At 42.2% G+C, this 17,407-nt stretch carries 12 protein-coding genes and 2 riboswitches; of the genes, 10 read left to right on the forward strand and 2 right to left on the reverse strand.

Annotated elements, in window-relative coordinates:
* Positions 1-3 precede the first annotated feature (3 nt).
* Positions 4-633, forward strand: a complete 630-nt coding sequence (locus AB3329_RS02340) for an amino acid ABC transporter ATP-binding protein (protein WP_368394134.1) — start codon at positions 4-6, stop codon at positions 631-633.
* A gap of 22 nt (positions 634-655) precedes the next feature.
* On the forward strand, positions 656-1,492 hold the full coding sequence (locus AB3329_RS02345; RefSeq protein WP_368394198.1) for an amino acid ABC transporter substrate-binding protein: 837 nt from the start codon (positions 656-658) through the stop codon (positions 1,490-1,492).
* 146 nt (positions 1,493-1,638) lie between these two features.
* On the opposite strand, the gene AB3329_RS02350 is transcribed toward AB3329_RS02345, so the two are convergent.
* Entirely contained in the window at positions 1,639-2,832 is a 1,194-nt protein-coding gene (locus AB3329_RS02350) for a cation diffusion facilitator family transporter (RefSeq protein ID WP_368394135.1), read from the reverse strand.
* A gap of 172 nt (positions 2,833-3,004) precedes the next feature.
* A complete protein-coding gene (locus AB3329_RS02355) occupies positions 3,005-4,336 on the reverse strand; it encodes an alanine/glycine:cation symporter family protein (RefSeq protein WP_368394136.1) in 1,332 nt (443 codons plus the stop codon).
* A gap of 425 nt (positions 4,337-4,761) precedes the next feature.
* Positions 4,762-4,849, reverse strand: a riboswitch (glycine riboswitch).
* Positions 4,850-4,939: riboswitch (glycine riboswitch) on the reverse strand.
* 615 nt (positions 4,940-5,554) lie between these two features.
* Here AB3329_RS02355 and AB3329_RS02360 point away from each other — a divergent pair.
* The 8 genes from AB3329_RS02360 (at position 5,555) to AB3329_RS02395 (ending at position 17,383) form a co-directional block, all read left to right on the forward strand.
* Positions 5,555-6,871, forward strand: coding sequence for an FAD-containing oxidoreductase (locus tag AB3329_RS02360; RefSeq protein WP_368394137.1), 1,317 nt, complete (start codon positions 5,555-5,557; stop codon positions 6,869-6,871).
* A gap of 203 nt (positions 6,872-7,074) precedes the next feature.
* Entirely contained in the window at positions 7,075-9,357 is a 2,283-nt protein-coding gene (gene pcrA / locus AB3329_RS02365; protein WP_368394138.1) for a DNA helicase PcrA, read from the forward strand.
* Positions 9,358-9,614: 257 nt separating this feature from the next.
* Positions 9,615-10,895, forward strand: a complete 1,281-nt coding sequence (locus AB3329_RS02370) for an O-acetylhomoserine aminocarboxypropyltransferase/cysteine synthase family protein (protein ID WP_368394139.1) — start codon at positions 9,615-9,617, stop codon at positions 10,893-10,895.
* 296 nt (positions 10,896-11,191) lie between these two features.
* Positions 11,192-11,944: a cyclase family protein gene (locus tag AB3329_RS02375; RefSeq protein WP_368394140.1), complete on the forward strand. Its 753-nt coding sequence runs from the start codon at positions 11,192-11,194 to the stop codon at positions 11,942-11,944.
* Positions 11,945-11,967: 23 nt separating this feature from the next.
* On the forward strand, positions 11,968-12,723 hold the full coding sequence (locus tag AB3329_RS02380) for an HAD hydrolase family protein (protein ID WP_368394142.1): 756 nt from the start codon (positions 11,968-11,970) through the stop codon (positions 12,721-12,723).
* Between the two features lie 449 nt (positions 12,724-13,172).
* A complete protein-coding gene (locus AB3329_RS02385; RefSeq protein WP_368394143.1) occupies positions 13,173-13,787 on the forward strand; it encodes a TetR/AcrR family transcriptional regulator in 615 nt (204 codons plus the stop codon).
* An 85-nt stretch (positions 13,788-13,872) separates the two neighbouring features.
* Positions 13,873-15,648 (forward strand): ABC transporter ATP-binding protein, encoded by a 1,776-nt coding sequence (locus tag AB3329_RS02390; RefSeq protein WP_368394144.1) that lies wholly within the window; start codon positions 13,873-13,875, stop codon positions 15,646-15,648.
* Entirely contained in the window at positions 15,641-17,383 is a 1,743-nt protein-coding gene (locus AB3329_RS02395) for an ABC transporter ATP-binding protein (protein ID WP_368394145.1), read from the forward strand. Before AB3329_RS02390 ends, AB3329_RS02395 begins: the two co-directional genes overlap by 8 nt.
* The last annotated feature ends 24 nt before the right edge of the window (positions 17,384-17,407 follow it).

The following is a 17,407-nucleotide window of genomic DNA, read 5'->3' on the forward strand; positions in this document are numbered from 1 at the left end:
AGGATGTTAGAATTAAAAGATATTTCTAAGCAGTTTGGTCAAAAAAAGATTTTCGATCACTTTAACCTGCTTGTCGAGGAAGGGAAGATTTTATCGCTGGTCGGTCCGTCCGGCGGCGGGAAAACGACTTTGCTGCGGATGCTGGCCGGTCTTGAAAAAATAGACTCCGGTGAAATTATTTATAACGGTGAGACAGTCCCTATCGATCATTTGGAAAATTTAAATCTGCTGGGATTTGTTTTTCAGGACTTTCAGCTTTTTCCTCACTTAAGTGTTCTGGATAATCTGATTTTATCCCCCTTAAAAACAATGAATATACCGAAAGATAAAGCTCTTAAAAGGGCTAACGACCTTTTAGAAAAACTCGGTCTCAGCGATCAGACAACGTCTTATCCCTATGCACTGTCCGGCGGACAGAAGCAGCGAGTGGCTTTGGCAAGAGCCATGATGATTGAACCTCGGATTATTGGTTACGATGAACCTACCAGTGCATTGGATCCGGAATTGCGGCAAGAGGTAGAGCGGCTCATCTTGCAGAATCGCAGCCTGGGCATTACACAGATTGTGGTAACGCATGATTTGTCCTTTGCTGAGACTATCTCTGATACCATCGTTAAAATCAATCCCAAATAAATAAGAAAGTGACAGATTAATGATGAACAGAAAAAAATTTTTTAGGCTTGTTTTTTGTCTGCTGCTGCCCTTTATTCTGGCAGCTTGCAGCAGCAGGAACAATTCAGCGACTTCCTCTGATCAGTGGGAAACTTATCAAGATGACGGTGAGATTACCATCGGTTTTGATAAGACATTTGTTCCGATGGGGTATGAAGATACGGACGGTTCCTATGCCGGTTTTGACATTGAGCTGGCAGAGGCTGTTTTTGAAAAATACGGTATTGCAGTTGAGTGGCAGCCTATTAACTGGGATATGAAGGAAACAGAATTAAACAACGGCAATATTGATTTAATCTGGAACGGCTATTCTACGACAGATGAGCGTAGGGAAAAAGTTCTCTTTACTGATTCGTATATGGAGAATGAACAAGTTCTTGTTACGAAGAAAAGTTCAAATATCACCAGCTTCTCTGATATGAAGGACAAGGTTTTAGGGGCTCAGGCTGGTTCGTCAGGCTATCAGGCATTTACTGATTATCCCGAAATCCTTAAGGATTTTGTTAAAAATAATGATGCCACTCAGTATGAGACCTTTACACAAGCTTTTATTGATCTTGAAAATGATCGGATTGATGGTTTGCTGATTGACCGCGTTTATGCTAATTATTATTTACAGCAGGAAGGTCAGCTGGATAATTACAATATTATTTCCGGTGATTATGCCGAAGAAAATTTTGCAGTTGGTGCCCGCAAAGCAGATAAAACACTGGTTAAAAAAATTAATGCTGCCTTTGCTGAACTTCATGAAGACGGGCGTTTTCAGGAAATTTCTGACACATGGTTTGGCGAAGATGTTGCCTCAGAAGACATTAAGTAGCTAGGTATGGTTTATTTTAGTAGAGAGAAAAAGGACAGCCCCTACAGGAGCTGTCTTTTTTTATATGGGAAATCTGCAGCAACTGATGCCAGAGAAAGACTGGGAGTTTCATTTTTAGACCGCTTTATAAGATTTTAATCAGTATTTTAAGGCTGCTGCGGAGTAACTTGATGAAAGATTAGGAGCCATTTTTCATTCCGACGCCAGATACTAGTGTGAAACTGATGATCAGTTTTATAGGTCACTAATTTTGTTTTTTGGCTGACAGACTGTAGTTTGAAATGCCGAAACTGGCTGTTGTAGCAGTCCTCCATTGCAATAAAATCCAATTTTGTCAATATTTTTCCTTCTTCGTCAATCATCAGAAATTCCTCACCGATCAGCTGTTCATAATCCGGGATGCGAGCCAGCACTAATTTTTCATTTTTGTAGAGTTTGTTAAACACATTGTCTGCGATTTCGTCTTCCGGCAGCGGTGCAGGTTCGACATGGATATCAATATCGTAAATGGAAAATTTTTGACTGAGCAGTTTTTCGACTTGCTCTGTAATAGAATGACTTTCATAGACAGAAAGATCAGGATTCATCTCCAGTACAATGTCTAGGTATATGTTACTGCCGTAAGTTCGGCCGCGCTGAGATTTAACGGCAGTAATTTTAGGGATTTTTAAAATGGCTTTTTCATATTCTTTCAGCTGTTTTTCATCAAAACCGTCTGATAAGCTAAAGGTGCTTTTTATAAAAATATCATATGCAGTCTTTAAAATAAAATAAGAGATGATAACTGCAGCAATGCGGTCAATAATTATCAGATTTAAAGAAGCAGCAATAATAGCAACAGCTGTACCTAAAGAAGTCAGGGCATCGGATAAGTTATCTTTAGAAGCTGCAACTAAAGCACTCGACTGAATTTTTTGAGACAGGCCTTTATTATACCGGTGGACACCATACATAACAAGTGCTGATGTAAGACCAACAGCGGCTCCTAAAGGATCGATTTTAGCCTGACTGTTGCTGAAAATTTTCTCTACCGTCTGCAGCAAGACCCGAAAGCCGACGGTAAACATGATAAAAGCGGTAATAAGGCTTGCCAGGTCTTCTATTTTCCAATGTCCAAACCTGTGATTGGCATCAGCCGGCTGACTGGCAAGATATAAACCAATGAGCAAAACAAGATTGCCCAAGATATCAGAGAGATTGTTAAAGCCATCAGCAACCAGAGCACTGGAATCCAGCATATAGCCACTGAGAAGTTTGGCTGCAGCAAGCAGCAGATAGGCAATAATGCTGACGATAGGTCCGCGCATAGCCAACTTTAAATTTTTGCTAGGATTTGTCATAAGAACTCCCTTGACTGTCAATGTTTTCATTGTATCATATAAAGATAATGAAAAACAAGCTGCTTTTACCGGCAGCTTGTTTTTCCAAATATCCCCCCTACTCCAAAATACCAGCTGTGATTTAGGAAGAACAGCAATCTAAAAGTCTTATTGACAGAGCAATTTTGTCTGCTTACTTCTGTCTGTTAAAATAATGTGCAGTTTCACTGATAATGACGGGCGAAAGGGCCAAGAGAGCAATTAGGTTTGGCAAGGCCATCAGTCCGTTAACGATATCGGCAATAGTCCAAATGAGATCGAGTTTGAGAAAACCGCCTAAAGCAACCATAGCAATAAAAATCAAACGGTAAAGAAAGAGATAGCGCGTACCGAACAAAAACTCAAAACAGCGTTCTCCGTAATAGCTCCAGCCTAAGATGGTTGTAAAGGCAAAAAGAACAAGGCAGAAGGTCAGCATAACAGCACCAGCAGAGCCAAAAAGAGAAGAAAAGGTTGCCTGAGTCAGCGGTGCTCCTTCCAGTCCTTGAATAGTCCACTTATCCGTTACGATAATAGCTAAGCCAGTGAGCGTACAGATGATAAGTGTATCAATGAAGGTGCCTGTCATGGAAATAAGCCCCTGTTCCACCGGTTCGTCGGTTTTTGCTGCAGCAGCAGCGATTGGAGCAGAACCAAGGCCGGATTCATTTGAAAAAACACCACGGGTAATTCCCTTTTGAATGGCTTCTTTAACAACAGCTCCGGTAAATCCTCCAACAGCAGCTGTGCCGGTAAAAGCGCCTTTTAGAATCGAAGCAAAAGCAGGAATAATCTGATCAGCATTCATAAAAATAATGGCCAGAACAGCTAACATATATGAACCTGCCATAAAAGGCACAACTTTTTCAGAGACTTTGGAAATTGACTGAATGCCGCCAAAAATGACAATAGCAACAAGAAGAGCGATAAGAATACTAACAGCTTGAGGAGAAAAAGAAAAGGTATTTTCAAATGAAGAAGTGATGGAGTTAACCTGTGAGAAAGTTCCCAGTCCCAGCCAGGCAACAAGAACTCCTGATAAAGCAAAAAAGACTGCTAAAGGTTTCCATCTGTTTCCCATACCATTGATAATGTAATGCATCGGTCCTCCGGCAACTTCACCGTTAGCGTCTTTAGTTCGGTACTTGATGGCAAGAAGGCCTTCAGCATATTTGGTTGCCATACCAAAAAAGGCAGCTACCCACATCCAAAACAGGGCTCCTGGTCCTCCAGACTTGATAGCAGTAGCAACTCCAACAATGTTTCCGGTTCCTACGGTAGCTGCCAAGGCAGTTGTTAATGCAGCAAAACTGGAAATATCTCCATCTCCCTGATCTTCAGCAAAAATAAGCGCAAAAGCTTTTGGGAGTTTAAAAACCTGCAGCAAGCCAAGACGAATAGTGAGATAAATCCCCGTTCCGACTAAAAGAACAAGCAGGGGAGCACCCCACACAATATCATCAACAGCTGTAAAAAATTCCAACATAAAAGCGTCTCCTTAGCAAGATTCAATGGCTGTATAAAACATAAAAGAAAATTAGGGACTGACGAATCACCAGATTCTAATGAGGCAGACCAAACTTGCAGAGCAGTCACATTTGTAGGTCAGCTTCTGTGATTTTATCTGCACCCTCTGCCAAGGCGACTAGAAGGATGCGGTCGGCTGTCAAGGTGACAAAAACCTCCAGATTCACTGACGCTGCTCAATCAGGACGACTAGAAAGATGTAACAAAAAATTTAAGCTTTCATGGCACTTTATTTGCTTTTTCACAGCTTTAGATTAGCTACTAGGGTCTTGCGGGGTGGGACGACGGATAGGGGTTTTCTGTCCCACTCCAAAAGAAAAAGAAGCTGTCTGCAAACAACTTCTGTGAGTACGATAAAAAGCTAAAAAATCTTTAAATTTTACCTTCGCTTTTTCTGTCCTTTTGCCTGAGAGATTGAGCACATTTGCCTTGCCCCTTCGGCGCCTAAAAAGGTCTCTCCAGAAGTCCGTCAGTTAATCAGTCCTGTCATCTACTTATGACACCTGAGAGTGCAACTCCTTCGGTGAAAGATGGTCTATCTTTTCTCTCCTGAAAAACGTCAATCGGTTTAAAAAATGAACAAGTTAATAATATAACAAAAGTCTGGCCGTGTCAAGGTCAATTTAGCCAGAGCAGGGAGAGTCGTGAACTGGTCTGCTTAAATATTTCAATAAGCTCAGTTCTATTCTCTTTGCCCTTTTCCCTTGTTTTTAAAGCTTTAAATTCTATCGATTAAATATTCAGTGTTTAATGCTTATACAGAATTAAAATACGTAGCTAAATTCTGACAAATTATAATTTACTTGCTAAAATGAAGATATCCCTTATATATTTTAAGTCTTCTGCTCTTTTCACGGCCTTTGTATCTTGATGGAATTGAACACGGCCTAAGAGCTGTGCAAAAAAGATAGACTTCCCTAGAGTCTTTAATGACTCAACGGTCAGTCTCCTATTTTTGCTTTGCTCTTTTCACGGCCTTTGTATCTTGTTGAATTGAACACGGCCTAAGAGCTGTGCAAAAAAGAGACGCAGTCGTAGGAAGCATAAGCTGACGTACGAATGTGGCTGCTCTTGTGAGTATAAAACTTCTTAGAAACTGGAGTTTCTTCGTCAGTTTTCCTATTTTTGCTGTGAGCTTTAAACGGGCTTTGTATCATCTTTATGGAGGAATTGTTGTATGATGAAATATGATTTACTGGTTATTGGTTTTGGTAAAGCAGGCAAAACTTTGGCTGCAAAGATGAGCAGCCTTGGGAAGCGTGTTGCTCTTGTGGAAAAGGACAGCGAAATGTATGGCGGTACCTGTATCAATGTCGCTTGCATTCCGACAAAAACGCTCATTCAGGCAGCTGAAAAAAATTTGGGTTTTACCCAGGCAATGCACTTAAAAGATACAGTGACAGCCCGTCTGCGTCATAAAAATGAACAAACCTTAACTGGGTCGGGTGTTGACTTGTATCATGCTACAGCTCGTTTTGTATCTGATAAGGTTGTTGAGATAGCAGCTGGAAGTGATGTTGACCAGCTGACAGCTGAAACTATTGTTATTAACACCGGGTCTGTTGCTAATGTTTTACCGATACCGGGCTTGACAGAAAGCCGCAATGTCTATGACAGCACGGGTATTCAGTCCTTATCTGAACAGCCAGAGCGCTTGGGAATCATTGGCGGGGGCAATATTGGCCTTGAATTTGCCAGTCTTTATGCCAGACTTGGCAGTCGAGTGACTGTTTTTGAATACTCATCACAGCTGCTCAGCCGTTTTGACAGCGATATTGCAGATTTGGCAAAAACCTATCTTGAAGAAGACGGTGTTCATTTTGAACTGTCAGCCGCTGTTGAGCGTGTCTCTAATAAAGGTGAGGGAGTAACGGTAACAGCTGCGGGAAAAGATTATTATTTTGATGCTCTTCTTTATGCAACCGGCCGAAAACCGGCAGTTGATCATCTTGGTCTGGAAAATACTGCTATTCAATTAACCGATCGAGGTGCTGTACAAGTAGATGAATTCTGTGAAACTACTGTCAAGGGCGTCTATGCTGTCGGCGATGTTAATGGCGGTTTGCAGTTTACCTATACTTCTTTAGATGATTTTAGAATAGTATTTGGGAAATTAACAGGAAACAGCAGCTACAGCCTTAAAGAACGCCGCAACGTTCCTACAAGCATGTTCATCAATCCGCCTTTGTCACAAGTCGGATTGACAGAAAAAGAAGCACAGGCTGCTCAGTTGTCTTATCAGATTAAAAAACTGCCTGTCGCCAACATGCCGCGGGCGCATGTTAATAATGATTTACGCGGACTTTACAGCGTTTTAATTGATCCAAAGAGCAAAGAGATTCTGGGGGCAACGCTGTTTGGCGTGGCCTCTCATGAAAATATCAACCTTATTAAAATGGCTATGGACAATCAGATTCCTTACACTTATGTCAAAAATCAAATCTTCACTCATCCTAGTATGGCAGAAAACTTAAATGATGTTTTTAATTTTTAAAACTGTCTTTATTTAGAGCTGATTCTGACAGTGATTTTTTGGGGGCAGCGCCCCTTTTTCTTTTTAACTTAAAAATGATACAATAAGAGAAAGAGTTGTGAAAACAAAGAAAGGAAATGAAGAGAGCGGCAAATGGCCAAACAGTTTTTGAACTGTTTAGCTGTTTTTGTCATGCTGATCTGCTCTTTGATTATTTATAAGTTATGAATCCTTTGTTAAGTAAAATGAACGATAGACAAAAAGAGGCTGTTGAAACAACGGAAGGCCCTCTTTTAATTATGGCTGGAGCCGGATCTGGGAAGACCCGTGTTTTGACCCACCGTATCGCTTACTTGATTGATGAGAAATTTGTCAATCCTTGGAATATTCTGGCCATTACTTTTACCAACAAAGCGGCTCGGGAGATGAGGGAGCGGGCTATGCAGCTTAATCCTGCAACACAGGATACGTTAATTGCTACTTTTCACTCTATGTGTGTGCGCATTTTGCGCCGTGAAGCTGATCGGATCGGTTATAACCGCAATTTCACCATTATTGACCCCGGTGAACAGCGCACACTGATGAAGAGGATTTTAAAAAATCTCAATCTTGACCCCAAAAAATGGAGTGAGCGGACTATTTTAGCCACTATATCCAATGCGAAAAATGAACTGCTGGATGAGGCTGCTTATGAAAGTGAAGCAGGCGACCTTTACACGCAGATTGTCGCTAAGTGTTACAAAGCTTATCAGGCTGAGCTGCGTCAAAGTGAAGCCATGGATTTTGATGATTTGATTATGCTGACTTTAAGGCTTTTTGAAAAGAACGCCGATGTTTTGGCTTATTATCAGCAGCGCTATCAGTATATTCATGTGGATGAATATCAGGATACCAACCATGCACAGTATCAGCTGGTTAAGCTTTTGGCCAGCCGCTTTCATAATATTTGTGTAGTAGGCGATGCAGATCAGTCTATTTATGGCTGGCGCGGGGCTGATATGCAGAATATTCTCGATTTTGAGAAAGATTATCCTGAAGCTAAGGTTGTCCTTTTAGAAGAAAATTACCGTTCAACGCAGACAATTTTACAGGCTGCTAATGATGTTATTCAAAACAACCGTCATAGACGGCCAAAAAATCTCTGGACTCAGAATCCTAAAGGGGAGCAGCTTGTTTATTACCAAGCAGATGATGAACGTGATGAAGCTGTTTTTGTTGCATCGGCTATTGATCAAATAGTTCGTGAAGACGGGAAAAATTTTAAAGATTTTACAGTCCTTTACCGAACTAATGCTCAATCACGGGCAATTGAAGAAGCTCTGCTCAAGTCGAATATCCCTTATACCATGGTTGGGGGGACAAAATTTTACAGCCGCAAAGAGATTCGCGATGTCATTGCCTATCTGAATGTGATTGCCAATACGGCTGATAATATCAGCTACGAACGCATTATCAATGAACCAAAACGCGGTATTGGCCCAGGTACACTGGAGAAGCTTCGTCTTTTTGCAGCCGGACAAAATTTAAGTTTGCTCGATGCCAGTGCTGAAATTATTCTTTCCGGTAATGTAAAAGGAAAAGCAGCACAGACTGTTAAGACATTGGCGGATAGACTGCTGGATTTACAGCGGCAGCTTGATGATTTGACTTTAACAGAGCTGACAGAAAGCATTCTTGATAAAACAGGTTATTTAGAGGCTCTCCAACTGCAAAACACACTTGAGAGCCAAGCCCGCATCGAAAATATCGAAGAGTTTCTGACTGTTACTAAAAATTTTGATGAGACTCAGGAAGATGCAGCAGAGGATGAATCTGGCCGTGAGAGACTCAGTCGTTTTCTGAATGATTTAGCTTTAATTGCCGACAGTGATGAAGCAGATAATAATACTGCAGAAGTGACCTTAATGACCCTGCATGCAGCTAAAGGTTTGGAATTTCCGGTTGTTTTTCTTATCGGTATGGAAGAAGGGGTTTTCCCATTGGCGCGTGCTATGCAAGAGCAAGAGGAGCTGGAAGAAGAACGCCGCTTGGCTTATGTCGGCATTACACGAGCTGAGGAAAAACTCTATCTGACAAATGCTTCTGTACGTACACTGTTTGGTAAAACAAACTATAATCCGCCCAGCCGTTTTTTGCGGGAAATATCGAACGATTTAATCGATTATCGGGGGACAGCCCGTCCGGCCGACAGCGCTTTTGCGGTCACTTACAGCAATCAGAAGCAGGAAACTTCTAAAATATTTGGGCAGGGAATGAGCCTGCAGCAAGCTCTTCAAATTCGAAAAGCTCAGGCCCAGCTCCTCTCAGCTCAAACAGTTTCCGGTACAAAGACTGAAAAATCACAGGCGGACTGGCATATTGGTGACCGCCTTGAGCATAGAAAATGGGGGGAAGGTACAGTTCTTGAAGTTACGGGAAGCGGTCAAGGCCAAGAGCTAAAAGTTAATTTCCCTGATCTTGGACTCAAAAAACTGCTGGCAAGTGTTGCACCTATTGAGAAGAAATAGCTATCAGGACTGTTAAGAAAAATAAAGCCTGCAGAGATTTGTAGCAGGCAGAGCCGGACTTCTGTCATTTTGCCTATGTTTTGAATTGAAGAAAAGACTGTTCTAAAGGCGGTGTTTTTCTTCAATTTTTTGTCTTTTTAGCGTTGTTGCTATAGTTTCTGGCTATAACCCCTTCTTTTTGATAAATATTAGGCAAAGATGGCAAAATACGGTAAAATAAAGGGACATTTGGATAATTTATAAGATTGGAGTAATTTATGACAAGAGAACTTAGTTTTGAAACCTTACAGCTCCATGCCGGTCAAACTGTTGATCCGGCAACGAAATCTCGAGCGGTCCCAATTTATCAGACCACCTCTTATGTCTTTGACAGTGCGCAGGAAGCTGAAGATATTTTTGCCCTGCGCCAGCCGGCCAATATTTATACACGGATTACCAATCCTACAACCGCAGTTTTTGAAGAAAGAATGACTGCTTTGGAAGGGGGAGTCGGTGCTCTGGCTACTGCTTCGGGCATGGCCGCTGTGACCTATACTGCTCTGGCTTTGGCTCATGCTGGAGATCATATTGTATCTGCTACAACCGTTTACGGCGGGACATTCAACTTACTAAAAGAAACCCTGCCGCGTTACGGGATTACGACAAGTTTTGTCGATGTAGCAGATTTTGAAGCTGTTGAGGGAGCCATTCAAGAAAATACTAAGTTCATCATCGCTGAAACTTTGGGAAATCCTCTGGGGAATGTAGCTGATTTAGAGAAATTAGCGGAAATCGCTCATAATCACCGAATCCCGCTGGTGATTGACAATACATTTGCAACGCCTTATTTAATTAATGTTTTTTCTTATGGTGTTGATATTTCAATCCATTCTGCTACTAAATTCATCGGCGGTCATGGGACATCTATCGGCGGTGTTATCGTTGATTCAGGCCAGTTTGACTGGGAAAAATCCGGTAAATTCCCGCAGTTTGTTGAGCCAGATTCGTCTTACCATGATATCAGCTATACACGAGATATTGGTGCAGCGGCTTTTATCACTGCAGTACGAACCCAATTGCTTCGTGATACTGGGGCTTGCTTGTCTCCTTTTAATGCTTTTCTTTTAACGCAAGGGCTTGAGACCCTTTCCCTTCGTGTCGAGCGCCATGTGGAAAACGCCAAACAAATCGCTGACTATCTTGAAAAACATCCTAAGGTTACCAAGGTTAACTATGCCAGTCTTCCATCCAGCCCTTATTATGACTTAGCGCAGAAGTATCTGCCAAAAGGAGCTGGTTCCATCTTTACCTTCAATGTTGCAGGAGGGTCGGAGGCCGCACGCAAAGTTATTGACAGCCTAGATATTTTTTCAAACCTTGCTAATGTTGCTGATGCCAAGTCTTTGGTTGTTCATCCTGCAACAACCACACACGGTCAGATGTCTGAGGAAGACTTGCTGGCCTGCGGCATTGAGCCGGAGCAGATTCGTTTGTCAATCGGCTTAGAAAATGTGAACGACCTCGTTGAAGATCTGCGCCTGGCGCTTGAAAAAATTTAAAGCTAAAAATGTTGGAAATAGCAAGAACTGAACACGCCCTAAGAGCTGTGGAGTGACATCATCCAGTGGATGATGTCAGCCCGAACCCAAAAATTGAAAACTGAGGGAACGTTAAGTCTGATGTCTTACAATTAGCTAGCCGTAGCCGTCTGAAGGCTTTGTCGTCTTAGCAGCCGACCGCACCCTTCTAGCCGTCCTGGCAGGGGTGCGCAGACGAAATCAGAGATTTCTGGCTTACCGTCATTTCCCTTTTGCGTTTTTAACGGGCTTTGTATCTTGATGGAGGAGTACAGGACATGACAAATTTGCAAGAAGCACTCAAAGTATTTAAGACTGCAAAACTGGTGGATCTGACCCATCAAATCGATGAGGACAGTCCGCATTTTCCGCCGCTGCCGGCGCTAGCCAAGAAGGATATTTTTACACTGAAAGATGGTTTTCATGTTCAGCAATTTTCTGTTGTTGGCCAGTACGGAACACATATCGATGCGCCGATTCATTTTGTTGAAGGCGGCAAGTGGCTGGAGCAAATTCCTTTGGAAGATTTTTTACTGCCCCTGTATGTTATTGATAAATCAGCTGCTGTTGAAAAAAATCCCAACTATGAGCTGACCAAGCAAGATGTGCTTGATTTTGAAGCAGAATACGGGCGGATTGTAGAGGGAAGTTTTGTGGCTTTTCGCAGTGACTGGTCGAAACGCTGGCCATCTCAGGAATTGATGACAAATCTTGACGATAATGGTGCCCAGCAGTCTCCGGGCTGGTCGCGCGAGGCTATAGATTTTTTGATTCATGAACGCCATATTAAAGCATTAGGCCATGAGACTCTTGATACAGACAGCGGCCAAGCTGCTGCAGAAGCTGGCGGTGTTTTGCGCCAAGAGTATCATTTATTAGAACAGGGTATTTTTCAGCTGGAGGTACTGGCCCATCTCGATCAAGTGCCAGCAACAGGCAGTGTCATCTCTATTGCCTTTCCGCACTGGAAAGAGGCAACTGGATCACCTGTTCGTGCTCTGGCCTATGTTCCTGATTCAAGTCGAAAATAAGCTGTATTTTGGAAAGGTGACATATGAAGTTTGTATTTGACTTAGATGGTACCTTGTGTTTTGACCGTATGACAATTGCTCCGGACATCAAGTGTGTTTTAGAAAAAGCACAGGATTTCGGGCATGAAGTAATCTTTGCTTCGGCGCGTGCTTACCGCGATTGTATCTCTTTGCTGACAGGAGAGTTAGCTTACAAACGTGTGGTCGGTCTTAATGGCGGTCTCGTTTATGAAAATGGGCAGCTAACCTTTAAGCAGCATTTAACCCAAGAGGCCTATCAAAATGCTTTGACTTGGTGCCATTATTTCCGTCTGCCTTATTTTGTAGATGATGACTTTGACTATGCTTATTTCAAAGGGGAGAAAATACCTTTTATCAGCAGTGTTGATCCCTTGCATTTGGCTAACTGTCTGGAGATAGACCAGCTGAAAAGTCCTATTAAAATGGTCATTTACTTGGGAGATCATGAAGAATTGGCTGAGCCGTTCTGCCGGGAGCTCAAGGCTTTGAATCAGGTTGATGTTGACTATCATGAACATGAAAAATGTCTTTATCTCAATCCTTATGCTACCAATAAAGCAACGACAGTTATGAGACAAATCGGTTCAGACTTTATTGCTTTCGGCAATGATAAAAATGATATTGACTTATTCAAGGCTTCGCTTTATAGTGTTCAGGTTGGGAATTTTCCTTCTCTTAATCAATATGCTGATGAGCAAGTAGAGGGGAATAGTGCCGCTGTTTGCCGATGTATTACAAAGCTGTTTGAACTTTACTAGAAGCCAGGACAAAAAGTTCTGGTTTAGACATATGAGTTTGATGCAGTAGCTGATTAAAAGCTCTTATCCCTTGTCAAGTAAGGGCTAGTGAGCTTCCTAATCAACTGTTCCGCTCTTTGGTAAGCTAGGGTTGACTTATCGGCCTAAAACTTTCTTCAGTTTTCCTCCTGTTTAAATTTTTCTGTGCAACCATCTTTTAAACTCTCCAGCATGGCTGGCTGTTTAAAAGGTGGTTTTTACTATGGCAAAAAGATTTTAGTTCCGGTCCAAAGGCTGTTAAGGAAGCAAACAAAAAAAGGAGACTGTTCGTTTGCCTAGTCAATTTGCTGTTTTATGTCTTGTTTGTTTTTTGATTAATTTTTGTAAGGCCTTTCCTTTACAGAGGAATAGCTTTTGTGTATAATAAACTCAAAAAGATAACACTGTTATCCTCAGAAAGGACGTGGTTTATGCATACTAAAAAAACAAAACGTAATGATATCATTCTGCTCAGTGCTAAAAAAGAGTTTTTGACCTATGGTTATGCAGACAGTTCTCTGCGCCGTATTTGTAAGCAAGCAGGAGTTACAACCGGAGCTCTGTACAAAAGGTATTCCGGAAAAGAAGAGCTGTTTGGCAAATTGATTGCTCCTACCTTAAATTCCTTAGCTGTTCTGGTTCAGGAACATGTCAGGCAGGACTATGCTTTATTGGAAAAGGGAAGACCCTCTCAAATGTGGGAGGAGTCGGAAGCCTATCTACGGCAGATGATGTCTTTTATTTACGATCATGAGGACGGTCTGCGCCTGCTTTTGTTTAAATCAGAAGGATCGCGCTATGCCAATTTTAAACAGGCGGCGGTAGCCAGTGTAACTGAGGAGACTTATCATTATGTCAAGCAGGTACACGAAAGATCAGAAAAAAAAGCAGTTTTGATTTCTAAACAGCATTTGGAACTGGTCATGCGTGCTTATTTCACAATTATATTTGAACCTCTGCTTTACGGGTGGACAAAAGAAGAAGCCCTGCTATTTTGCCGAACGATTGATCGTTTATTTAATTGGTCAGAAATCTTAGGATTCTAAATTTCTGACCCTCTTTGTAAGCAGAATAACCTGACTGTTGGCAGTTGCAGACTGTCATACTGGTTTTTCTGATAAGGAGAATGCGATGATGAAGAAAACAACAATGGCTTGGATAGCCAAGTTTATTGGACCATATAGATTAACCTACTGTTTTAGTGTGTTCTTGGCTTTTGTTGCTGTCATTTCAGCCTTTATGCCTTATTTTTTCATTGGCAGTGTCATCAGACAGCTCCTTGAAGGCAGCAGAAATTGTCCTGCTTATACCAATGATCTGCTCTGGGTTGCCTTTTTTTGGCTTCTGCATCTGCTGGCCAACAGTTTGTCAACTTCTCTGTCTCATCAGGCGACCTTCAGTGTCTTAGCTGAGATGCGGACCGCTCTGACAGAAAAATTGGCCCGTTTGCCTTTGGGAGATATCTTGAGTCAGCCGTCTGGTTCATACAAGAATATTATTGTCGAGCGGGTAGATGCTACTGAAACAACCCTTGCTCATATTATCCCAGAGTTTACGGCTGCAGTTTTCGGCCCCCTTATTATTTTTGCATATATGCTGGCGTTGGACTGGCGTGTGACTTTACTGTCGCTTTTGACCCTGCCGATCGGCTTTCTTTTTTACGCCAATATGCTGCGCAAAAGTAAAGGGGATTTTGAAAATACTTTAGTTAAAACCAAAACTCTCAATGATGTGGCTGTAGAGTATATTAAGGGAATTGAGATTATCAAAGTTTTTGGCAAAGAGAAATTTTCATATGATAGGTTTGTTAAAGCCGCACAGGAAGGAGCGGATTGCTTTATTGAATGGATGCGCAAATGCAATTTGGATATGGCTGCTGTCACTGTTATTATGCCCTCTCTCTTATTCTTCTTACTGCCATCCGGTACCTACTTTACTTTAACGGGAAGTTTAGCTGTTAATCGCTTCCTTCTTTTGATTATCCTTTCAATGGGGCTAGTCCCGCCGATTATTTCAGCCGCTAGCTATATGGACGATATCCGAAAGATTGGAGCGACCTTTGCTGAAATTATTGATATTTTAGAAATGCCAAATTTGGAGCGGCCTGAACATTTCAGTCACCATTTTCTCGGCACAGATCTTGAACTCTCCCATGTCTGTTTTGCTTATCAGAAGGGAGAGGGGGTCCTGCATGACATCACTCTTTCAATAAAGAGCGGAACCGTCAATGCTTTGGTCGGACCATCAGGAAGCGGTAAATCGACAATCGCTAAATTAATCGCCTCTTTTTGGGATGTTGGAGAAGGAGAGATCACATACGGCGGTGTTAACATTAAGGATATCCCTCTAGCGCTTTATGCACGGCAGATTGCCTATGTTTCCCAAGATAATTACCTTTTCGACACATCCATTTTGGAAAACATCCGTATGGGAAATCCAGATGCCAGTGATGAAATGGTTATAGAAGCTGCTAAGCAGTGTGGCTGCTATGACTTTATTATGCAGCTGGGTGACGGTTTTCAGACAATTGTAGGAAGTTCGGGAGGGATCGGTCTCTCAGGCGGTGAAAGGCAGCGGATTGCTATCGCCAGAGCGATGCTAAAAGATGCTCCGATTATTATTTTGGACGAAGCGACAGCCTATACAGATCCTGAAAACGAAGCTCTTATTCAGTCTTCATTAGCAAAATTAATCCAAGGACGGACCTTGCTTGTTATTGCCCATCGCTTGTCCACTATTGCTGACTGCGACCAGATAATCGTCCTTAAAGATGGAGCAGTTCAAGCTAAAGGAAAGCATGATGAACTTTTAGCGGATTGTAGTCTTTATCGGAAAATGTGGCAGTCGCATTTAGCTGTAAAAGACAGCAGTCTGTCAACGGCGGAAGGAGGAGCAGGGTATGCTTAGTATTTTTAAACGTTTTTTTGGTTTCTGCAGTAATGAAGACCGGCGCAAGCTCTACCTCTCTCTTTTTTTAGGTGTTTTAAAAGCGTTTGCAGTCGCGCTGCGTATCCCGGCTATTGCTCTTGTTCTAAGAGATATCACCAGTCATCAATTGTCTCTGACAACACTGTGGACTGTCTCTCTTATTATGTCGGCTTCACTTCTTTTCAATCTCTTGCTGACATTAAAAATTACGATGCTGCAGACAGAAGCTGGTTACCATAGCTGTGCTCAGAAGCGTATTGAAATCGCCGAACATATTCGCTACTTACCGATGGGCTATTTCAACAGCCACAGTCTGGGACGGATTGCCAGCATCACAACGAATACTTTAGAAACTTTGTCTGATATTGCTACCCGAGTTGTGATGGTGACCAGCCAAGGCTTTTTAACTGTTTTTGTCATTATTTTCTTTGTTCTTCTTTTTGACTGGCGGATAGGTCTTGTATTGTGTGCAGGCTTTTGTCTTTTTCTTATACCGAACACTTTGATGCGGCGCAGTGTTTCGGGTGCTGCACTGGACAAACAGAAGGCTGATACAGAGATTGTTGATACTGTTTTGGAATATGTTCAAGGGATTGTTGAGATTAAGAATTACCATCTAAACAAAAACTCTGTCCAAAAACTAGTGCAGGCAATAAGGGACAAGGAAAAAGCTGATACAGCCATGACCATACGAACGGTCCCATGGATGACAGTCCAAAGAGCAGTGACCAAAGCGACAGGGGTTGTTATGAGCCTTCTGGCTATTTGGTTCTATCTTCATGACAGCATGGATTTACTGACTTGTATGATGATGGTTATCAGCAGCTTTATGGTTTATGAAAATCTAGACAGCGTCAGCAGTTTTTCATCGCTTTTGAGGTCTGTTGATATAGCCGTTGAGCTGGTTCAGGGGATTTCGGATTTGGAACCGATGGACATCAGCGGCCGAGACCTTCCAGTACAAAAAACAGATATAAGGCTGAGAAATGTTGATTTTTCCTATGGCGGCCGAAAAATTATTGACAATCTTTCTTTAGACATCCCAGAACAAACCACAACTGCTATTGTCGGCCCGTCAGGAAGCGGGAAAACGACCCTCTGCAACTTAATGGCTCGTTTTTGGGATACAGAATCCGGCAGTGTCAGTTTAGGCGGGATAAATGTCAAGGATTACAGCTATGACAGCTTGATTCGCCATTTTAGCTTTGTCTTTCAAAATGTCTATCTTTTTGAAGATACGATTGAAAATAATATAAAATTTGGGAAGCCTCAGGCTAGCGATGAGGAGATGATTGCAGCAGCCAAAAAAGCAGCCTGCCATGATTTTATTATGTCCCTTCCTGATGACTATCAGACAAAAATCGGTGAAGGCGGTGCCAGCCTGTCCGGCGGAGAAAAGCAGCGGCTGTCAATTGCCCGAGCTTTGCTGAAGGACGCTCCAATTATTATTCTTGATGAAGCTACTGCAAATGTTGACCCTGAAAGCGAAGAAGAGCTCTTGCAGGCAGTTAGCCAGCTTACAGCTGACAAGACAGTTATCATGATAGCTCATCGGTTGAAAACAGTTGAGCAAGCCGATCAGATTATCGTTTTAGATCGAGGAAAAATTGTGCAGCAGGGTAAGCATGCAGATCTTATGCAAAGAGAAGGCTTGTATGCAGACTTTATCCGAACCAGAAAACAAGCTCTTTCCTGGCGCCTAACAAACGCTTAAATACAATTTGACAGTAACACGATT

The organism is Streptococcus huangxiaojuni, assembly GCF_040930515.1.
Classification (GTDB): Bacteria; Bacillota; Bacilli; order Lactobacillales; family Streptococcaceae; genus Streptococcus; species Streptococcus huangxiaojuni.